17 protein-coding genes are annotated in these 17,551 nt (G+C 70.0%); 1 reads left to right on the top strand and 16 read right to left on the bottom strand.

Annotation, left to right across the window (positions count from 1 at the left end):
• The 11 genes from Pph01_RS32345 to Pph01_RS32295 form a co-directional block, all read right to left on the bottom strand.
• A complete protein-coding gene (locus Pph01_RS32345; RefSeq protein ID WP_239117175.1) occupies window positions 1-1,107 on the bottom strand; it encodes a M20/M25/M40 family metallo-hydrolase in 1,107 nt (368 codons plus the stop codon).
• Between the two features lie 2 nt (window positions 1,108-1,109).
• Window positions 1,110-2,495 carry a serine hydrolase domain-containing protein gene (locus Pph01_RS32340; protein WP_204076985.1) on the bottom strand — a complete coding sequence of 462 codons (1,386 nt, stop codon included), beginning with the start codon at window positions 2,493-2,495 and terminating at the stop codon, window positions 1,110-1,112.
• Window positions 2,492-3,235 (bottom strand): ABC transporter ATP-binding protein, encoded by a 744-nt coding sequence (locus Pph01_RS32335; RefSeq protein WP_204076984.1) that lies wholly within the window; start codon window positions 3,233-3,235, stop codon window positions 2,492-2,494. The genes Pph01_RS32340 and Pph01_RS32335 overlap by 4 nt, the downstream gene beginning before the upstream one ends.
• Window positions 3,232-5,064: a dipeptide/oligopeptide/nickel ABC transporter permease/ATP-binding protein gene (locus Pph01_RS32330; RefSeq protein WP_204076983.1), complete on the bottom strand. Its 1,833-nt coding sequence runs from the start codon at window positions 5,062-5,064 to the stop codon at window positions 3,232-3,234. The genes Pph01_RS32335 and Pph01_RS32330 overlap by 4 nt, the downstream gene beginning before the upstream one ends.
• A gap of 1 nt (window position 5,065) precedes the next feature.
• On the bottom strand, window positions 5,066-6,028 hold the full coding sequence (locus Pph01_RS32325) for an ABC transporter permease (RefSeq protein ID WP_204076982.1): 963 nt from the start codon (window positions 6,026-6,028) through the stop codon (window positions 5,066-5,068).
• A gap of 2 nt (window positions 6,029-6,030) precedes the next feature.
• Window positions 6,031-7,626: an ABC transporter substrate-binding protein gene (locus Pph01_RS32320; RefSeq protein ID WP_204076981.1), complete on the bottom strand. Its 1,596-nt coding sequence runs from the start codon at window positions 7,624-7,626 to the stop codon at window positions 6,031-6,033.
• 129 nt (window positions 7,627-7,755) lie between these two features.
• Window positions 7,756-8,715, bottom strand: a complete 960-nt coding sequence (locus Pph01_RS32315; protein WP_204076980.1) for a dipeptidase — start codon at window positions 8,713-8,715, stop codon at window positions 7,756-7,758.
• A gap of 59 nt (window positions 8,716-8,774) precedes the next feature.
• A complete protein-coding gene (locus Pph01_RS32310; RefSeq protein ID WP_204076979.1) occupies window positions 8,775-9,650 on the bottom strand; it encodes a COG4705 family protein in 876 nt (291 codons plus the stop codon).
• A 440-nt stretch (window positions 9,651-10,090) separates the two neighbouring features.
• Window positions 10,091-11,122 (bottom strand): RNA polymerase subunit sigma-70, encoded by a 1,032-nt coding sequence (locus tag Pph01_RS32305; protein WP_204076978.1) that lies wholly within the window; start codon window positions 11,120-11,122, stop codon window positions 10,091-10,093.
• Entirely contained in the window at window positions 11,119-11,502 is a 384-nt protein-coding gene (locus tag Pph01_RS32300; protein ID WP_204076977.1) for a VOC family protein, read from the bottom strand. The genes Pph01_RS32305 and Pph01_RS32300 overlap by 4 nt, the downstream gene beginning before the upstream one ends.
• Window positions 11,503-11,618: 116 nt before the next feature.
• Entirely contained in the window at window positions 11,619-12,377 is a 759-nt protein-coding gene (locus tag Pph01_RS32295; protein WP_204076976.1) for an SDR family oxidoreductase, read from the bottom strand.
• 782 nt (window positions 12,378-13,159) lie between these two features.
• Here Pph01_RS32295 and Pph01_RS32290 point away from each other — a divergent pair.
• Window positions 13,160-14,563 (top strand): FAD-binding oxidoreductase, encoded by a 1,404-nt coding sequence (locus Pph01_RS32290; protein ID WP_204076975.1) that lies wholly within the window; start codon window positions 13,160-13,162, stop codon window positions 14,561-14,563.
• A 75-nt stretch (window positions 14,564-14,638) separates the two neighbouring features.
• Here the strand turns inward: Pph01_RS32290 and Pph01_RS32285 are convergent, their stop codons facing one another.
• The 5 genes from Pph01_RS32285 to Pph01_RS32265 all read right to left on the bottom strand — a co-directional run bounded on the left by Pph01_RS32285 (window position 14,639) and on the right by Pph01_RS32265 (window position 16,976).
• Entirely contained in the window at window positions 14,639-15,154 is a 516-nt protein-coding gene (locus Pph01_RS32285; protein WP_204076974.1) for a hypothetical protein, read from the bottom strand.
• Window positions 15,155-15,360: 206 nt separating this feature from the next.
• Window positions 15,361-15,735 (bottom strand): DUF488 domain-containing protein, encoded by a 375-nt coding sequence (locus Pph01_RS32280; protein WP_204076973.1) that lies wholly within the window; start codon window positions 15,733-15,735, stop codon window positions 15,361-15,363.
• Between the two features lie 243 nt (window positions 15,736-15,978).
• Window positions 15,979-16,203: a hypothetical protein gene (locus Pph01_RS32275; RefSeq protein ID WP_204076972.1), complete on the bottom strand. Its 225-nt coding sequence runs from the start codon at window positions 16,201-16,203 to the stop codon at window positions 15,979-15,981.
• Window positions 16,204-16,273: 70 nt separating this feature from the next.
• Complete coding sequence (locus Pph01_RS32270) at window positions 16,274-16,507, bottom strand: ATP dependent DNA ligase (protein ID WP_204077046.1); 234 nt, start codon at window positions 16,505-16,507, stop codon at window positions 16,274-16,276.
• A gap of 112 nt (window positions 16,508-16,619) precedes the next feature.
• Complete coding sequence (locus Pph01_RS32265) at window positions 16,620-16,976, bottom strand: STAS domain-containing protein (RefSeq protein ID WP_204076971.1); 357 nt, start codon at window positions 16,974-16,976, stop codon at window positions 16,620-16,622.
• Window positions 16,977-17,551 lie beyond the last annotated feature (575 nt).

Here is a 17,551-nt window from a genome sequence, read left to right as displayed (position 1 = left end):
TCACGACTCGTCCTCCAGAAGTTCGGCGACCAGCTCGCGCAGCAGCGCGGTGCGGCCGGGCAGCAGGTCGACGACGACGTGCTCATGGTCGGCGTGGGCTCCCGCGCCGACCGCGCCCAGGCCGTCGAGGGTCGGGGTGCCGGCGCCGGCGGTGAGGTTGCCGTCGGAGGCGCCGCCGACGGCCGTGCCGGACAGGGGCGGCAGGCCGAGCCGGGCCGCGACGGCGGCGGCCCGGCCGAACAGCTCCCGGCTGGACGGCTCCTCCAGCGGGGGCCGGTTGACGCCTCCCCCGATCTCGATCACCGCAGCGGAGTCGAGCGGGGCCAGCGCGCGCAGCGCGTGGTCGACGCGCAGTTGCTCGCGGTGGGTCCACGCGCGTACGTCGACGGCGAACGAGCCGTGGGCGGGCACCGTGTTCGCCGTGGTGCCCGCGGCGAACACCGTCGGGGTGACCGTCGTCCCGGCCGCCGGGTCCGACAGGGCGCTCGCCGCCAGAGCCAGACGGGCCAGTTCGAGAGTGGCGTTGACGCCCTTCTCTGGTTCCAGCCCGGCGTGCGCGGCCCGGCCGGTGACGCGCACCTCGTACAGGGACACGCCCTTGCGGGCCGTCTTGAGGGCGCCGCCGTCGGCCGAGGCCTCCAGGACGAGCGCCGCCTTGGACCGGCGGGCCTCCTCCTCGATCAGGGCGGCCGAGCTCGGCGAGCCGAGCTCCTCGTCCCCGGTCACGAGCAGGGTGACGCCGGTGCGCTCGGGCAGGCCGGCAACGGCGTGGATCGCCATCACCAGGCCGGCGAGCATGTCGAAACAGCCGGGGCCGCGCACCACCCCGCCGGACAGCCGGTACGGCCGGGCCGCCAGCGTGCCGACGGGCCAGACCGTGTCGTGATGGGCCAGGAGCAGGACCTGGCGGTCGCCGTCCCCGAACCGCCACCGCAGGTGCGACCACCCGTCCAGGGTGATGCGCTCGGGCGCCACGCCGAGTCGCGTGGCACCTATGCGGGCGACCAGGTCGGCCGACCGGGCGACCGCGGCCCGGTCGGCGGAGGGCGACTCGCACTCGACGAGCGCCCTGAGGTCGGCGAGGAACGTCTCGATGCTGACGGGCACGGTCAGCCGTGCTTCTTCGGGGTCGCGCGGGCGCCGTAGTGCACGTACTCCTCGCCGGTGGGCAGCGAGTAGAACGTCACGGGGACCCACGACTCCATGCCCTCGGGGCGGACCGCGTACAGGGCCGGGGCGACGGGGGTCATCTCGTAGATCTGGACGGGGGTGCCCTCCAGCTCGGCGATCGGCCCGGTCACCGTGATGCGCAGGGTCGGCTTGCCGTCCTCCTCCAGCACCTCCATGCGGACCGATTCCCGAACGTACGTGCCGGCGTACGGGGCCAGGTCGGTGGCCACCGGCTCGGCCGGGGGCTCGAACGGCTCGGGCAGCCGGACCCCGGTGAGGTCGGAGAAGATCTCGTCGTACAGGTCGACGTACAGGTCGTGGGTGTGGCCGCCGTTGGTCGTGAGCGCGACCGCGACACCGGCTTCCGGCAGGATCCTCAGGAACGCCGCCTGGCCGATGGTGTTGCCGTCGTGGCCGTAGGCGCGGTGGCCGTGCCAGTCGCAGCGGAACCAGCCCAGCCCCCACGAGTCGCCGAGCAGGCGCTTTTCCGGGCAGTCGGTCTGGTACGCGGACATCGCCTCGGCGCTGCCGGCCGAAAGGACGCGGGTGCCGTCGGAGGCGAGCCCGCCCAGCAGGTGCATGCGAGCGAAGGCGAGCACGTCCGAGACGGTGGACGTGATCAGCCCGGCCGGGCCGACCGCGCGGGGCAGCCCCCACACCGGGGCGATCACCGGGTCGTCGCCGCCCTTGACGTGACCCATCGCGTGGGCGAAGACCATCGCCTCCTCGGGCAGCGTCGTGGTGTGGGTCAGGCCGAGCGGCGCGAACAGCTTGGCCTTGATCGCCTGGTCCCAGGTCTGGCCGGTGAGGACCTCGATGATCCGGCCGAGTACGGAGTAGCCAGCGTTGCAGTAGGACCAGGTGGCGCCGATGGGATGGTTGTGCGCCGCGTCGGCCAGCAGGGCGACGTACTTCTCCAGGGCGTCGTCGCCCCGGCCGGTGTCGGTGAACAGGTCGCCGTCGATGCCGCTGGTGTGGGTGAGCAGATGCCAGACGGTGACCCCGGCGGTGGTCTCCGGGTCGCGCAGCCGGAACTCCGGCAGGACCTCGGCGACCGGGGTCTGGAGGGTGAGGGCGCCCTCGTCGACCAACTGCATGATGACGGTCGCCGTCCACACCTTGGAGATCGAGCCGATCTGCCAGACGGAGTCGGTGGTGGCGGGCTGGCCGGTGCCGGCGTGCAGCACGCCGGTGGCGGCGGTGAGCAGCTCGTCGTCCGCGCCGTCGGTGCCGAGGCGGAGGATGCCGAGCTGGGCGCCGGGGACGCCGTGCTTGGCGGCGAGTTCGTCGAGGCGGTTCTGCCAGTGGGTCTGGTCGAGGGTCACGTCTGCTCCTTCAGGGGGACGGCGCCGGGGAGGGCGGCGAGGAGGTGGCGGGTGTAGTCGTGGCGGGGCGCGCCGAGCACCTGGGCGGTGGGTCCGAATTCGACGATCCGCCCGTTGTGGAGCACCGCCACGTGGTCGGCGACGTACCGGACGACGGCCAGGTTGTGGGAGATGAACAGCATCGACAGGCCCAGGTCGCGGCGCATGTCACGGATCAGGTTGAGCACGGCGCCCTGCACGGACACGTCCAGCGCCGAGGTGATCTCGTCGGCGAGGATCACCTGCGGCCGGGCGGCCAGCGCCCGGGCCAGCGCGACCCGCTGCCGCTGCCCGCCCGACAGGCGCCCCGGCAGGTCGGCGGCCCGGGCCGCGTCAAGGTGGACCAGCGCGAGCAGGCGTGCGATCTCCGCCTGGCGGGCCGTCCTGCCCAGGCGCTCCGGCATGGCCTCCGCCAGGCTCTCCCCCACGGTCATGCGGGGGTCCAGGGAGGAGTACGGGTCCTGGAAGACCATCTGCACCGGGCGGCGGCCCCTGTTCGGGACGGGTCTGCCGTCGAGCAGGATCTGCCCGCCGGTCAGGGGCGCCAGCCCGACGGCGGCCCGGGCGAGGGTCGACTTGCCGCAGCCCGACTCGCCTACCAGGCCGACGGTCTGCCCGTCGGTCACCTCGAGGCTGACGTCGTCCAGCACGGTGTGCGAGCCGTAGCGTACGCGGACGTCGTGGAAGCTGAGCGTGCTCATACCGGGACCTCCGTGCTCTTGTGGCAGGCCACACCGGCCACCAGCGCGGGCGCGACCGCACGGCAGTGGTCGTCGGCGAGCGGGCAGCGGGGGGCGAACGCGCACCCGGCCGGAACGTGGACGGGGTCGGCGGGCAGCCCGGGGATGACGGCGAGCGGCCGGCTCAGGTCGGTGTCCATGTCCGGCACGGCCGCCACCAGCGCCCGCGTGTACGGGTGCCGCGCGAGCGTGCGCAGGTCCTTGGAGGGCAGCTCCTCGACGACCAGGCCGGCGTACATCACCAGCACCCGGTCGCACACGTCGGTCACGACCGAGACGTCGTGGCTGATGAGCAGGAGGGCGGCGCCGGTGTCGCGGCGTACCTCCGCGAGCAGTTCCAGGACCTGCCGCTGAACGGTGACGTCCAGGGCGGTGGTCGGCTCGTCGGCGACGATGAGCCGGGGGTCGCCCATGAGGCCCATGCCGATCATCGCCCGCTGCCGCATGCCGCCGGAGAACTCGAAGGGGTACTGGCGCGCGCGTCGTTCGGGCTCGCGGATCCGTACCGCGCGCAGGCGGTCGACCGCGCGCGCGAGGGCGGCCTTGCGGCCCATGCGCTGGTGGAAGCGGCTCACCTCGGCCAGCTGCGGCCCCACCCGGTGCGCCGGGTTGAACGACGTCATCGGGTCCTGGAAGACGATCGCCAGCGAGGTGCCCAGGCGCCGGTGGGCGCCGGCGGCCATGAGGTCCTCGCCCGCGACGACGAGGTGGCCGGCCTCGACGCGTACCGGCGGCTCGATGAGCCCGGCCACCGCCAGGGCCGTAAGCGACTTGCCGGAGCCGGACTCGCCGACCACTCCGACGGCCTCGCCCTCGGAGACGGCGAACGTGACCCCGCGCACCGCACGGATCGGGCCGGCCGGGCCGGGGATCGTCACCCGCAGGCCCTCCACCGACAGGACCGTCCGGGGGACGGCAGGCGTGGCGGCGACCGGTTCGCGGGGCTCCTCCATGGAGTGGGCCCTGCCGGGCTGGTCGCCGAGGCCGAACGCCGCCGCGAACGCCTCGCCGGTGAGGTTGAACGCCAGGCCGGCCAGGACGACGGCGATGCCGGGGCCGAGCGCGGCCAGCGGGTGGACGTAGATTCCGTTGAGCCCGTCCTGCATGAGCTTGCCCCAGTCGTAGGACGGCGCCTGCACGCCCAGCCCCAGGAAGGACAGCCCGGCGAAGGTCAGCAGCACCCCACCGGCCGCCATGGTCGCGTTCACGATGAGCGGCTCGGCGACGTTCGGCAGCACATGGCGCAGCAGCACCCGGATGCGGCTCACCCCGGCGATGCGCGCCGCCGCGACGTAGTCCCGCTCGGAGACGGCGGCCATGAGGGTGTGGCACAGCCGGGCGAACGCGGGCGCCCCGGCCACGCCGACCGCGAGCGCGGCCCCCCGGGCGCCGACGCCGAAGACGACGGCGAAGAACAGGACGAGCAGCAGGCCGGGGAAGGCCACCAGCACGTTGACGGCCGAGGTGACCAGGCGGCCCAGCCGCCGTCCGAGCAGCATCGGCGCGGCCCCCAGGAGGATGCCCAGCACCAGGCTGATCGCCGTCGCCGCCACCGCGAGCACGATCGAGAGCCGGGCGGCCACCAGCACCCGGGCGAACAGGTCGCGGCCGAGGTTGTCGGTGCCGATCCAGTGCTCGGCCGACGGTCCGGCCAGCAGGTTGCCGGTGTCGACGGCCGCGGCCCGCCCACCCCACAGGACGGGCGCGAACGCGGCGGCCAGCAGTACCAGGGTCAGCAGCCCGAACCCGGCGAAGCCGACCGGCCGGAGCAGAACACGTGCCGCCCGCATGTCAGCTCTCTCCGATCGCCGAACGGGGGTCGAGCAGCGCGAGCACCACGTCGACGAGGGTGTTGACCAGCAGGACCCCGGCGCCGTACACCAGGACGGTGCCCTGGACCATCGGGTAGTCCTTGGCGACGATCGAGGAGACGATCGAGGAGCCGAGCCCCGGCCAGGCGAAGACGTTCTCCACCAGTACCGTCCCGGCCACCAGCGAACTCAGCAGCAGCCCGCCGAGCGTCAGGGTCGCCGTCACCGCGTTCGGCAGGGCGTGCACGAGGTGCACCCGCAGCGACGTGAGCCGCTTGGCCCGCGCCGTACGGACGTAGTCGGTCTCCAGCACCGCGAGCATCTCCACCCGGACGATGCGCGACAGCACCGCCGCCGGGCCGATCGCCAGGGCGAGCACCGGCAGCACGTAGGAATCGAGGCCGTCGCGACCGGCCACCGGGAAAAGGTGCGTCTGCACCGCCAGCAGGTAGACCAGGCCGACGCCGAGCAGAAAGTCGGGGATCGCGCCGATGACGACGTTCGTGCTGGTGAACGCCAGCTCCGTGCGTCTGCCGCGGCCGCGGCGGGTGAGCGTCGCCATCACCACGCCCACGGGGACCGCGACGGCCACCGCGAGCAGGAACGCGGCCGCGGCGAGCTGGGCCGAGGCGGGCAGCCGCTGGGCGATCGTCTCGCCCACCGGGAGCCGGCTGGAGATCGACACTCCCAGCTCGCCGCTCAGCAGGTGGCGCAGGAAGGTGACGTACTGCCGCCAGAGGGGTTCCAGCAGGCCGAGCTCCTGTTTGCGGGCCAGCACGAGGTCTGCCGGGGCAGTCGGGCCGAGCGCCGCGCGTACGGGATCGCCCGGGACCAGGTGGATCATCAGGAACGCGGCGGTCACCAGCACCCAGAGCGACACCAGCAGCCGCGCCGCGCGCCGCAGCGCGAAGCGCGGCCATCGGCCGCTGGTCGGGATCTTCATCGTCAGCCGAGCATCCGGACGCTGGTGGGGATGATGCTGCCGACGATGTCCAGCTCCGCACCCTTGAGGAAGGTGGGGATGACGTTGTTGGCGAACGGCACCACGTCCGCGGCCTGGTACAGCGCCTGCTCGGCGGCGAACCAGTCCGCGCAGCCGGCGTTGCCGGTGGCGGACTTCGCCTTGGTGGCCAGGGACAGGTAGTCGGCGTTGTCGATGGCGGCGAAGTTCGTGCCCTCCGGCGCGGCGGGGCCGGAGACGAACGGCATGACCTGGTCGGGAGTGCTGAGGTTCAGGGCCTCCCAGGCGATGTCCCAGTCACCGGTGCCGAAGAGGGCGGCCGAGATCTGCGTCGTGTTCTGCTGAGTGGTCTTGACCTCGACGCCGATCGCCTTCCAGGCCGCGGCGGCCAGTTCGGCGGCTGCGCTGCCGCCGGTGCCGAGCCCGGCGTCGTAGACGAAGGAGACCGTGAGCGGCTTGCCATCCTTGACGCGGACGCCGTCGGCGCCCTTGGTCCAGCCGGCGGCGTCGAGGGCGGCCCCGGCCGCGGCGGCGTCGAAGGCCGGCAGGTGACCGGTGACGGCGTCGCCGCTGCAGCCGGTGGGCTGGAGGGCGGCCAGCTGGGTCGCGGATGCGCCCCTGCCGGAGGTGAGGGCGGTCTGGAGCTGCTTGAGGTCGAGCGCCTGGGTCAGCGCCATGCGCACAGCCGGGTCCGAGGTGGGGTGACCCTCGGCGTGGTTGTACCACTGCTCACCGATCAGCGCCTGCGTGCCGACGGACTTCAGACCCGCGGCCGACAGGCGGTCGGCGTCGGGGCCGTTGATCAGGGTCGCGTTGACCGTGCCCGCGAGCAGCTCGTTGGCGGAGGTGGTCTCGTTCGGGACGATCTTGACGATGACCTTGGCCGGCATGCCCTTCTCGGCCGTGGTGGCGCCGCCGGGGCCCCAGGTGTAGCCCTGACGCAGCTCGTACATGTAGTGGTCGGAGGGGACCGCTTCCTTCAGCACGTACGGGCCGGTGCCGTTCGTGGCGGCCTTCAGGCTCGACCGATCCTTCATGCCGGCGTCGCACACCATCGGCAGGTTCGCGAACGCGTTCAGCGCGAACGGCGCGGGCGCCGCCAGCTTCACGGTGACCTTCGAGCCGGAGGCGGAGGCCGTGGCGCCGGCCGGAATGAAGGCGCCGAGAAACGGGCTCTTGTTATCCGGGTTCTCCACATAGGTGATGTTGTCGACCACGGTCTGCGCCGTGAACGGGGCGCCGTCGGCGCAGGTGACGCCCGGCTTGATGTCGAAGGTGAGGGTGGCGCCGTCGACGGTCCACGCGGTGGCCAGGTGCGGCTTGATCGTGCCGTCCTTGGCGACGGCGACCAGGTTGTCGTAGGCGTACTTGGTCATGCCGAACAGGGCGCTGACCACCGACCCCTGCGGGTCGAGGGCGCCAGGATCGGTCGCCAGGTCCAGGGTGAAGGTCTTGCCGCCGGCGTAGGCGGCGGCCGTGCCCGCGCTCGGGGAGGGAGAGCTCGCGCCGCCGCAGGCGGTCAAGCCGACCGAACCGGTCAGGGCGAGGGCCGTGAGGGCCCTCGTGCGGAAGGGACTCATGCGGTTCCTTTTCTGGTACGGCCGCTCAACAGCGCGACGTCATGCGCAGAGGCTAGATCGCCACCAGGGAGCCCGTACTCAGCCGATCCCACAACCGCAGGCGGTCGGGGTTGTGCGATCGGACAAGGGTCACTTCCAGACTTGGGCCGCCACCCGCCGGAAGTTGCCGCCGAGGATGCCGCGGACCGCCTCCTCCGGGTAGCCGCGCCCCACCAGCTCGCGCTCGACCAGCAGCGTCGTCTCCGGCTCGACGAACTCGACGACGCCCCAGCGCGTGTACTCCTCGGGGAACAGGTCGGGGTTGGCCGCCAGCTCCTCCGCCAGGTCCTCGGCGTCGAAGGAGTAGTCGCTGCCGATGCCGACGTGCTCGGGGCCCACCAGCTCGACGGCGTAGTCGATGTGCGCGATGAACGCGTCCAGGGTCGCGGTGTTGGGCCCCAGGAAGATGCCGACACCGGGGATGCCGATGACGCCGCCGGTCGCGGCGCACTCACGGGCCTGCTCGTCGGTGATGTTGCGGGCGTGCTCCCACAGGCCGCGCATCGCCGAATGCGAGTAGATCATCGGCTGCTCGGTGGCGGCCGACAGGTCCAGCCCCGTACGGGTGCCGCAGTGCGACCCGTCGACCAGCATGCCGACCTCGTTCATCCGCCGGACCAGGTCGCGGCCGTAGGCCGTCAGGCCGGCGTCGACGGCGTCCAGGCAGCCGCCGCCGGCGGCGTTGCCGTTGTTGTAACTCGGCAGCAGCGACTTCACGCCCAGGTCGGAGAAGACGCGCACCATGTCGAGGTCCCCCTCCAGCGGGGCGGAGTCCTCCAGGTCGAACGCGACGACGATCCGGTCGTCCGACACCGCCGCGTCCACGTCGGCGACGCCCGTCGCGAGCGTCAGGTCGGGGTGCGCCTCGATCGCGCGGGTGAAGTGGCCGATGAAGGAGAGCGCGTCCGCACGGGAATGCGGCGCGTAGCCGACGTTGACGCACACGTAGGCCCCGCCGGTACGGCGGTAGCGCAGCAGGTCGGTCACGTCGGCGTCGAGCGTGAGGGGCAGGCAGGCGTGCTGCTCCCAGAAGGCACGGGCGGAATTCATGCACACATCCTGGTGGATTTCACCATGATCACGGGAGTCGCCGGCGTGCGGCACAGAGGTCAGGAGACGCTCGCCATGGCGAGGTTGTCGCGGCGTGCCTGGAGATGGGCCCATCCCATGAGGCCGAACATGATGGCGAGGAGGACGGCGGAGGACCCGGCGGTTCCGAGGTCGAGACCGCCCTTGGTCGTCGGCTTGGTGAGGAGGTCACCTGCGGTGGCGCCGAAGGGCCGGGTCAGGACGAAGGCGAGCCAGAACAGCAGCACGTTGGGCACGGCAGGGACGTACTTCAGGGCGAGGAGCAGCGCGAGCAGGGCGGTGATCAGTACCACGCCTCCGCCGTAGCCGAGGCCTGAGCTATCGGAGAGGAAGTCGCCCAGGGAGGTGCCGAGCGTGTTGGAGACGAGGATCGCCGACCAGAAGAGGGCTTCGCCGCGGAAGGTGTCGATGTCGCGGATCGCGAAGGTCAGTCCAGTGAACTTCCAGACGACGAAGATGGCGATGAGGATCGAGATCAGGATCGCGGCGCCGACGGGGTAGCCCATGCCGAGGCCCTGTGGCCCCCAACCCAGCGAAGTCTCCCCTTTGGGCAGGTATTCGGCGCTGGCGTCGCGGTTCATGAAGTCCGACATCGTAGTGCCGGCCATGCTGGTGGCCAGGATGACCGTCCAGTAGAAGAACGGGTTGTACCGCTTGGAGGCAAGCTGGATCACCAGTGCGACAAGGAAGACCAGGAACAGCGCGACCGTGGTGAGGAAGTAGCCGATCTTCAGCGTCTGGGCGAACAGGTCGCCGGCGGTCTCACCGAGCGTGGTGGCGGCGACCTTCATGATCCAGAAGGCCAGCGTGACCTCGGGCAGTTTCTTCAGCACGTATGTGCCGGGACGCTGTATCCAGTGCGTGTCCATGCCGCGCGCCTGGTCGTCGTTTCGCACGGTTCAGTCCCCCTCAACTCCCGTGACCAATGCCTTGTAAGGACGCGGTACGACGTTCCGGAGCGCCTGACTCCGCAGACGGTGGAAGAGGGTGAGTGCGGGGCCATGTGTTCAACACCTGCACGATCGCCTCACCCTCGCACCAATTCAGCGAGGGCGTCTCCAGCGGCGGATGTCGCCGGGCGGAGTCAACCGAGCCGCGAGATCGTCAGCTCACTCCATGCGCCGCAGTCGCACCGCAGCACTATCGGTAATCATCACATCACGGAATGCTACCGATGCACATCAGGAAGCGCGGGAGGATCGGGTAAGCAAAGACGTAACTCCACCTCAAGGACTCGTGCCCGGCCCTCGCCGGGGCGGTCGAGCACGCTCCTCAAGCGTGAGGAACCCGCAGCAAGGGCACGGATACGAGCTGTTCGCGGCCCGCACGTAGGTGGTCAGGATCGGCCGCGCCGGCAGCCGTCACCCTCCGGAGCGTGCGACGTCAGCGCCCATGGCTCGTGGAAGGTGTTGATCTCGTCGATCAGCCCGCCGCGCAGCGTGAGCACCGCAATGTGGTGCGGCCGGAAGCTGCCGGTTGCCGGGTCCCAGAGGTCGGCCCGGGCGGCAAGCTGGCAGCTCGCACGGGTAGGGGTGAGCCGCCACCTCAGGCTGCCGTCCAGCGGCCTTGCGCCCAGGAATGCCGCGACCGTCTCGCGCCCGCGGTACCACGTCGCGGTCGGAGGCATCGCGATCGTCACACTCTCGGTCAGCATGGCCACGATCGCGCCGACGTCGTGCCGTTCCCAAGCCTGAACGTAGCGGTCGACGATCTCTCGCAGCCGCGCGTTGCCAAGCGAGTTGAGTGTCGCTTGCTGACTGAGCTCGGGGAGGTGGTGATCGACGGTTTCGTGGGCGCGCTGCAGCGCGCTGTACACCGACGCCGGAGTCGTCTGGAGCGCCGCGGCGACCTCGGCGCCGGAGAAGCCGAGCACGTCGCGGAGGATCAGCACCGCCCGCTGGCGGGCCGGCAGATGTTGGAGCGCCGCGATGAACGCGAGTTCGACGCTCTCGCGCTGCTCGTAGCGGGCCTCCGGGCCGGCGAGGCCGTCGTCGAGATCGAGCCGCTCGTCGGGGTACGGCTCGATCCAGGTCGATTCGACCAGCGGCTCGCCGAGCGGCCGGTGCGGATCCGCCGGCGGACCGTAATCGATCGGCAGCACGCGCCCCGGTCGGCGCTCGATCGCCCGGAGACAGACGTTGGTCGCAATCGTGTACAGCCACGAACGCAACGAGCTTCGGCTCTGGAACGACGACAGGCTCCGCCATGCCCGCAGCAGCGTCTCCTGCACGGCGTCCTCGGCGTCGTGGACCGAGCCGAGCATTCGGTAACAGTGGGCGTGCAGCGCGCCGCGCTGCGGTTCGACCAGCTCGGCGTAGGCCCTGTCGTCCCCCGCGACGGCGGCCTCGAGCAGCTTTGACTCGGTCATCCCCTCCCCCTCTCGAGACGCTGCTTGGGCTGCCAGAGCGCGATCTCGCCGCCCTCGCTCGTGGCCAGCACGCTACGCCACCCCGCCGGTCCCTCCCGCGGCTCGAGCAGCACCGACGCGCCGAGCCGGCGCCCGCGCTCGGTGATCGCCTCGATCTCCTCGACCTCCACGTACGGAAGCCACGTCGCGCGCGTCGCGCCACACTCAACGATCCCGCCGTCGAGTGGACCGCCGAACGCGAGCGCGTGGTAGGAACCCCGGCGAACCTCGATCCGCTCCGTGCGCCAGCGCAAAAGCCGGCCGTAAAACGCGCTCGCTCCACAGAGATCGTTGGTGTGCAGCTCCAGGTGCACGACGGGGAGGCCCATGACTCGTTGCATCTTCCAGCTCCTTTACATGGATTAGCCCGCCCGCGGCGGGCCCGGTTCGAAGTGGCAGACGCATTACGGGAGCCACACCCGAACAAGGCCGCCGCAGGCGGACCCGTGAATCACCCCTACGCCGGGACCGCGACCATCGCCGCCATCTGCCGCTCCACGCTCTTCGGCGAGGAGTGGAACCGCTCACCGAAGTCCACGCCGAACGGGTCCGGGAAGATGTCTTCATCGCCCGCCTCGACGCCGTCGAGGACCTCCTTCGCGACGTCCTCGGGCGGGGTCTTCTCAAACTGAGGCGGGAGATCCTTGGTCATGTCGGTGTCGACCGGCCCCGGGTAGACGCCATGGACGGTCACACCCCGAGCCGCCAGCAGCGCGCGGGAGGCCTGGGTCAGCGAATGCTGCGCGGCCTTCGAGGCGCTGTACGTAGGTTGGAGCGGCACATTGGTGAGTCCGGCCGCCGAGCCGACGTAGACGATGACGCCGCGGCGCCGCGCCAGCGTGTCCGCAAAGCTCCGCAGCATCCGCAGAGCCCCGAAGTAGTTGACCTCCATCTCGCGCCGAGCCACCTCGACGATCGCCTCGTCGGTCAGATCCGTCGGCTCGAACGCGCCCGCGTTGTTGAACAGCAGATCGACGTCCGTGGCCTGGCGTGCGACCTCGGCGACCTGCTCGGCGTCCGTGACGTCCAACCGCAACGGGACCAAGCGAGAGCCGTAGCGCTCGTGCAACACCTCGAGCGTCTTCGGATCACGCGCCGTGGCGTAGACCTTCGTCGAGCCGCGCTCCAGCAGCGCCTCCGTGATCGCGAGGCCGATGCCCCTGTTGGCGCCGGTCACCAGCGCAACCGACCCTTCAATCCGTGTGGAACCCTGCATGCCTGCCTCCTCTAATCGCCTTACTTAGATAGAGATCCGAGGAGGCGCCGGAATCCATCGGTCGACGGCCGAGTACCGCTCCGCGGCTGTGACCTCGCGTCGGTGGCCGGTCGGCGGTCGCTGAAGGTCGGACCCGGCCACCAGCACACCGTTACCGGAGATGACGGGACCAGGCATCGCGCGGAACCAGCTGTGACGGACAACGCGAAGTCGCAGGCCACGCGCTGGACCCGGCTGCGCGACGTGGTGCCGCGCGTGGTGGAGCACACGGCTGCGATTTCGCCATGTCCGGATATGGGTGCTTCCTGGCAGGACGAAGGCGGCGCCGCACGCCGATCAGTAGGCAGCATAAAAGTCGGACACACGGTCCCACAGCCGACATACTCCCCGGAAAGTCAGAGGTCATGGCAGAGGTCATCACGGGGTTGAGATTCCTGAGACAGCGGCGGTCGCCGAAGCGACCAGGCTCATCCAGGCGGCCATGTTCCACGACACCGGCCTCCTGACTCCCTTCTCGGACGTCGAGCAAGCGTGAATGCCCGCGGCGGAAATACCAGTCGATGGGCATTAAGCCTGCTGTTCAGCCGGGCTGGACAGCTCCGCGATCGGCACCCTGGTTGAGCGCACCACCCCTTCACCATGCTGCTGCAGTTGCCCCGCATGGAAGGCCACGGCGGCCCGTGGCTCCACAACGATCTCGCGCCGGCCGGGCACGGGGGCGGAAGCCGTCCGGGACGCATCGCCTCCTCCATCACGAGTCCAAATACGGAAAGGCGAGATGAATGACCTTGTGCGACACGGCGGGCACAGCCTCGCTGAGCAGCGCCGAAATTGCCGATCTCACGGCGCAGGTCGCCGGTCCGGTGGTGCTGCCGGACGACGCGGGCTACCACGATGAATGTGCCACCTTCAACCTGATGACCCCGGTACGACCTGCCGTCGCCGTCGGCGCGACCAGCGCGGCCGACGTGCAGGCCGCGGTCCGGTTCGCCGCCGGACGAGACCTGCCGGTGGCCGTCCTCGCGACCGGACACCAGGTGGTCCGCTCCGCCGAAGGCGCGGTACTGATCAACATGTCCAGGATGAACGAGGTACACGTCGACCCCTCCAGAAACCTCGCCCGCGTCGAGGGCGGCGTCCGCTGGCGTCAGGTACTCCCCGAAACCGACAAGTACGGCCTCGCCCCGGCCAGCGGCGCCAGCCCCACCGTCGGCGTCGTCGGCTACCACCTCGGCGGCGGGCTGAGCCCGGTCCTGGGCCGCATGCACGGGTACGCCGCCGACCACGTACAGGCGCTCGAGATCGTCACCGCGGACGGCGAGCTGCGCCACGTCACCGCCTCCTCCGAGCCGGGCCTGTTCTGGGCGCTGCGCGGCGGCGGTAAGAGCAACTTCGGCGTGGTCACCGCCCTGGAGTTCGCCCTCTTCCCGCTCAAGCACTTCTACGGCGGCGGCCTCTTCTTCGCCGGCGAGCACGCGGCGAAGGTGCTGCACACCTGGCGGAACTGGGTGGTCGGCCTGCCGCCGGAGATGACTTCCTCCATCGCATTCCTGCGCCGGCCTCCGCTGCCTGAGATGCCGCAGCCTCTGCGGGGAACCTTCGTCATGCACGTACGGTTCTCCTCGCTACAGCCGCAGGAGGAAGCCGAACGCCTGCTCACACCGATACGCGAGATGGCACCGACGGTGATGGACACGCTCACCGAACTGCCTTACAGCATGGCCGGTAAGGTGCACATGGACCCGCCCAATCCCTTGCCGTGGGTCGAACGCACGGCAGCGTTGCGAGACTTCCCCCGCGAGGCCGCCGACGCCCTGCTCGCCGCGGTCGGTCCCGATTCGGGTGCGCGGCTGCTCCTCGCCGAGATACGGGCCCTCGGCGGCGCGCTGGAACGGCCGCCCGCGGTAGCCGGTCGGAGCGTGCGCTGGCAAGTCTTCGGCTCCGGTGCGGGCAGCCCCGACCAGATCCCGGTGTTCCAGGAACAGCTGAAGAACATGGTCGACGCGGTGGCACCGTGGGCGCAGGACGAGATGTACGCCAACCTGCTCACCGCCGGCCAGGGCACCACTCCAGAAGAACTGCGCGCCATCTACGGCGACGAACGCTACGACCGACTCGCCGCGATCAAGAAGCGGTACGACCCCCGCAACCTGTTCCGCATGAACCACAACATCACGCCCGCCTAGCGGTTCTCTCGGGGTCACGGCAGTACTCGCGAAAAATCGGGCGGATATGCCTCGATAGGCTCCCGACCTGGAGTTTCACTCGACAGGACTAGGGGGGCGCCTCGCGGACCCTTCGGGCGGCGAGCGCCGTGCGCCATACAGAAGGTCGAAGATCACCACTACGGCGATGCCATAGCCGAGATGCGGCACGATGTCGGACAACCATCCGGCCAGACCCCACGTACGCGGATCGGTCAGACCGAACAGCACGAGCCCCGCATCGGCGAGCGCCATCGCCGCCGCACCGACGCCCACGACCGCCACCGACCTCAGCAGGCCGGGCCAGCGGGCACGGATCACGCCGAAGACCATCCCTATGCCGAGTCCCATGACATAACCGAGCAGTGCGCCGATCGCACTGGCCCGGTTCCGCCACGTCTCGCCATCCTCCGCGGGTTTGACTCCCGCGAGTTCCGCGATCTTGCCCACCAGCTGTGCGGACAGCTGACTCGCGGGCCGTCCCCGGATCACCATGTCCAGATAGCTCACCATGTCGAGCACCAGGATGCCGACCGCCCCCGCCACGGCGCCGATCATGAGTTCGCGTCTCATCGGCGCCTCCCCCTCCCCGTTAGGGATATTCATGGAAAGGCGAACAACCCCGTGATCTTGCGGTTGTTCGCAGGAGGTCGCGGCCCGACCTGCTGCTGATCACCGGCAAGGGGTTGCGTGGGAAGCGGGTGGTGACTCCTCGATCCGGTCGAGCTTGGCCTCTGCGAGCGACACCCGCAGCAAAGGTGCGGGGGGCTCACGGCGGATCAAGCCTTAGATCTCCCGGCGCCGGTCAGCCACTCGGCGAGGACGGCGGCCTGGCTGTGGTCTACATCGTGGGTGGCGGTCAGCAACGTCAGTTTGTCGTGGTTGGCGACGTCTCGCAGATGATCTACGGCCTGCCGCCGCACAGGCTCGCGCAGTTCGGTGAGGTAGCGGCGGCGGAACTCGACGAAGCGGCTGGGCTCGTGACCGTACCAGCGGCGCAGTTCGGTGGAAGGGGCGACGTCACGCAGCCACTCGTCGAGATGTGCGTCCTCCTTGCGCATCCCCCGAGGCCAGACGCGATCGACAAGCACCCGCCTGCCGTCCTTGGGCGAGGATTCCTCGTAGATCCTGCGGTACGTGATGTCCTTGGTCATGGCGGTACTCCCTGACTGGCTCCACTCGTATGAGTCAGTGGACGTCTCCCCATCACCGGCCTACGCGATGAGATCGTCTTGCAACCGGGTGCTGCCGGCCGCCTCGCGCCATGGGTCCGGTCGCCGGCCAGTCCGCCAGCCGATGAGTTCGAAACCACCCGCCGGATTCAGCCTCTTTCCATGATTGCACGTAGGAGGTTGTCGAACCGACCGAGGCGCCCACCCCCTCGGATCGCCGCGCCGCTACCGGTGGGGTCGGTCCTCCGGCGTCCGGTCCTCGGGCGTCCGGTCTTCGGGCCCGGCCCTTCGCGTGATCCACACCGCCATGTAGATGATCGCCCCCAGTGCCACCACCGCCGCGACGATCGCCACCTCCAGGGCGTGCGCTGCCGTCGCGACGGCGGCCACGATCAGAGCGACGACGAACAGGCCGGACGCCAGCCGGATGTGGAGCTCATCGCGCGGCATCTCCGACAGGGACCTCCGCTCCTCTGGGCCCGGGACTGGGTTTCCTGGCTGACTCATGATCGCCCCCTGTTCAGCTGACCTGCCGCCCCGGCGGCACCTCGCGGACGACGTCGCCCGCGTCCTTGTCCGACCGCAACCCACGCCACGACGGGTGCCACAGGACGCCGTCGCCGGTCCACTCGGCGTACTGCACCTCCCCCACGAGGCGCGGCTCCACCCACTGGGCGTGCCGGGCGTGCTCACGCGGCACCGGCCCGTCGAACGGCGAGCCCTTACGCCGCAGCGGCGCCGGCAGCTCGGCCAGGTCGCGCTGGGGGGCATCTTATGAACAGCATGAAGACGGCCCCGCTCCCGGAAGAGGCGGGGCCTAACCGTCGAAGCCCCCTTGGTGAGCGGGACGATTAATGCCGCGATCGCTACGAGCGCGACATCAATTCGGAGAGAGCTTCGACGGGAGTTTCATCGATTTCGAATAGTTGACTCAGCCGTCCGGAATCAAGCATGCGCTCCAGGTTGCCGTGGACTCCGGTCAGCCGCAGGGCGCCCCCGGCCCGCTCAAGATCCTGGCGGATCTCCAGTAAGACCTCCAAGCCCTCGATGTCACAGAACTGGAGAGCGGATGTGTCTATGACCAGCGCCTTGCGGCCGTCATCGATCAAGGTCTTGAGGAACTCGCGCACCTCCGGCGCGGTTGAGTAATCGAGACGGCCAGACACGCTGACCACGGAAGTCTGCAGGACGTCCGTGACGGAAATGCTCTCTTGCCCTGCCATAACGCGCACCTTCGCCTGAATCGCGATGGGTTTGCCTTCACGGTACCCAGCGGTGCCTCAGCCATCGGTAACAGTTGCGTTCAATACCGGCCAAAAACGGCTTCCACTCACAGGTCGCGGTCACACGGCGGCAAGCACGTAAAAGGCAAATCACCGGGAAGCTTCTATTCGCTTAAATGATCTCTTCCGGTACGGAGACGCCCACAAGTGGCATATACATGACACCACTACACACAGTAGTTTATCGACTACTCATCGCTACAATCGGAGGGGGATCATGATCAAGACGTTCGCCATCGCCCTACTGCTCGCCGTGGCTGGGTTGATCAGCTTCGGCCTCATCGTGGCCCGCCGGGAGCAGTCTCACCGTCGTCCCATGATCCGCGGTCGATAGTCCCCCACCCCGCGCCTCCCCGACAGGCCGAATGCACCCTCCCCTCCGTCACGACGTCCGCAGACAGGACCCCAACCTGACTCCCGCACGGCGCACGTCGTCGTTCCGATCGAACACAGCGGCCCGCCATCCCCGCGCAATCAGGTGCCGGAGAGAGCGGCTCAGTGACGGTCCAGGGCGG

Origin of the sequence: Planotetraspora phitsanulokensis (genome assembly GCF_016863295.1) — a bacterium.
GTDB lineage: Bacteria > Actinomycetota > Actinomycetes > Streptosporangiales > Streptosporangiaceae > Planotetraspora > Planotetraspora phitsanulokensis.
Note: the sequence above shows the minus strand (reverse complement) of the source record. Positions and strands in the feature narration are given on the sequence as shown.

What these genes read in the sequence shown, in the direction of transcription:
- Pph01_RS32300 (WP_204076977.1), bottom strand. Translation starts at nt 11,502, where the DNA reads ATGCAACGAGTCATGGGCCTCCCCGTCGTGCACCTGGAGCTGCACACC.
- Pph01_RS32320 (WP_204076981.1), bottom strand. Translation starts at nt 7,626, where the DNA reads ATGAGTCCCTTCCGCACGAGGGCCCTCACGGCCCTCGCCCTGACCGGT.
- Pph01_RS32280 (WP_204076973.1), bottom strand. Translation starts at nt 15,735, where the DNA reads ATGACCAAGGACATCACGTACCGCAGGATCTACGAGGAATCCTCGCCC.
- Pph01_RS32295 (WP_204076976.1), bottom strand. Translation starts at nt 12,377, where the DNA reads ATGCAGGGTTCCACACGGATTGAAGGGTCGGTTGCGCTGGTGACCGGC.
- Pph01_RS32275 (WP_204076972.1), bottom strand. Translation starts at nt 16,203, where the DNA reads ATGCCGCGCGATGAGCTCCACATCCGGCTGGCGTCCGGCCTGTTCGTC.
- Pph01_RS32330 (WP_204076983.1), bottom strand. Translation starts at nt 5,064, where the DNA reads ATGCGGGCGGCACGTGTTCTGCTCCGGCCGGTCGGCTTCGCCGGGTTC.
- Pph01_RS32315 (WP_204076980.1), bottom strand. Translation starts at nt 8,715, where the DNA reads ATGAATTCCGCCCGTGCCTTCTGGGAGCAGCACGCCTGCCTGCCCCTC.
- Pph01_RS32305 (WP_204076978.1), bottom strand. Translation starts at nt 11,122, where the DNA reads ATGACCGAGTCAAAGCTGCTCGAGGCCGCCGTCGCGGGGGACGACAGG.
- Pph01_RS32290 (WP_204076975.1), top strand. Translation starts at nt 13,160, where the DNA reads ATGACCTTGTGCGACACGGCGGGCACAGCCTCGCTGAGCAGCGCCGAA.
- Pph01_RS32335 (WP_204076984.1), bottom strand. Translation starts at nt 3,235, where the DNA reads ATGAGCACGCTCAGCTTCCACGACGTCCGCGTACGCTACGGCTCGCAC.
- Pph01_RS32265 (WP_204076971.1), bottom strand. Translation starts at nt 16,976, where the DNA reads ATGGCAGGGCAAGAGAGCATTTCCGTCACGGACGTCCTGCAGACTTCC.
- Pph01_RS32325 (WP_204076982.1), bottom strand. Translation starts at nt 6,028, where the DNA reads ATGAAGATCCCGACCAGCGGCCGATGGCCGCGCTTCGCGCTGCGGCGC.
- Pph01_RS32285 (WP_204076974.1), bottom strand. Translation starts at nt 15,154, where the DNA reads ATGAGACGCGAACTCATGATCGGCGCCGTGGCGGGGGCGGTCGGCATC.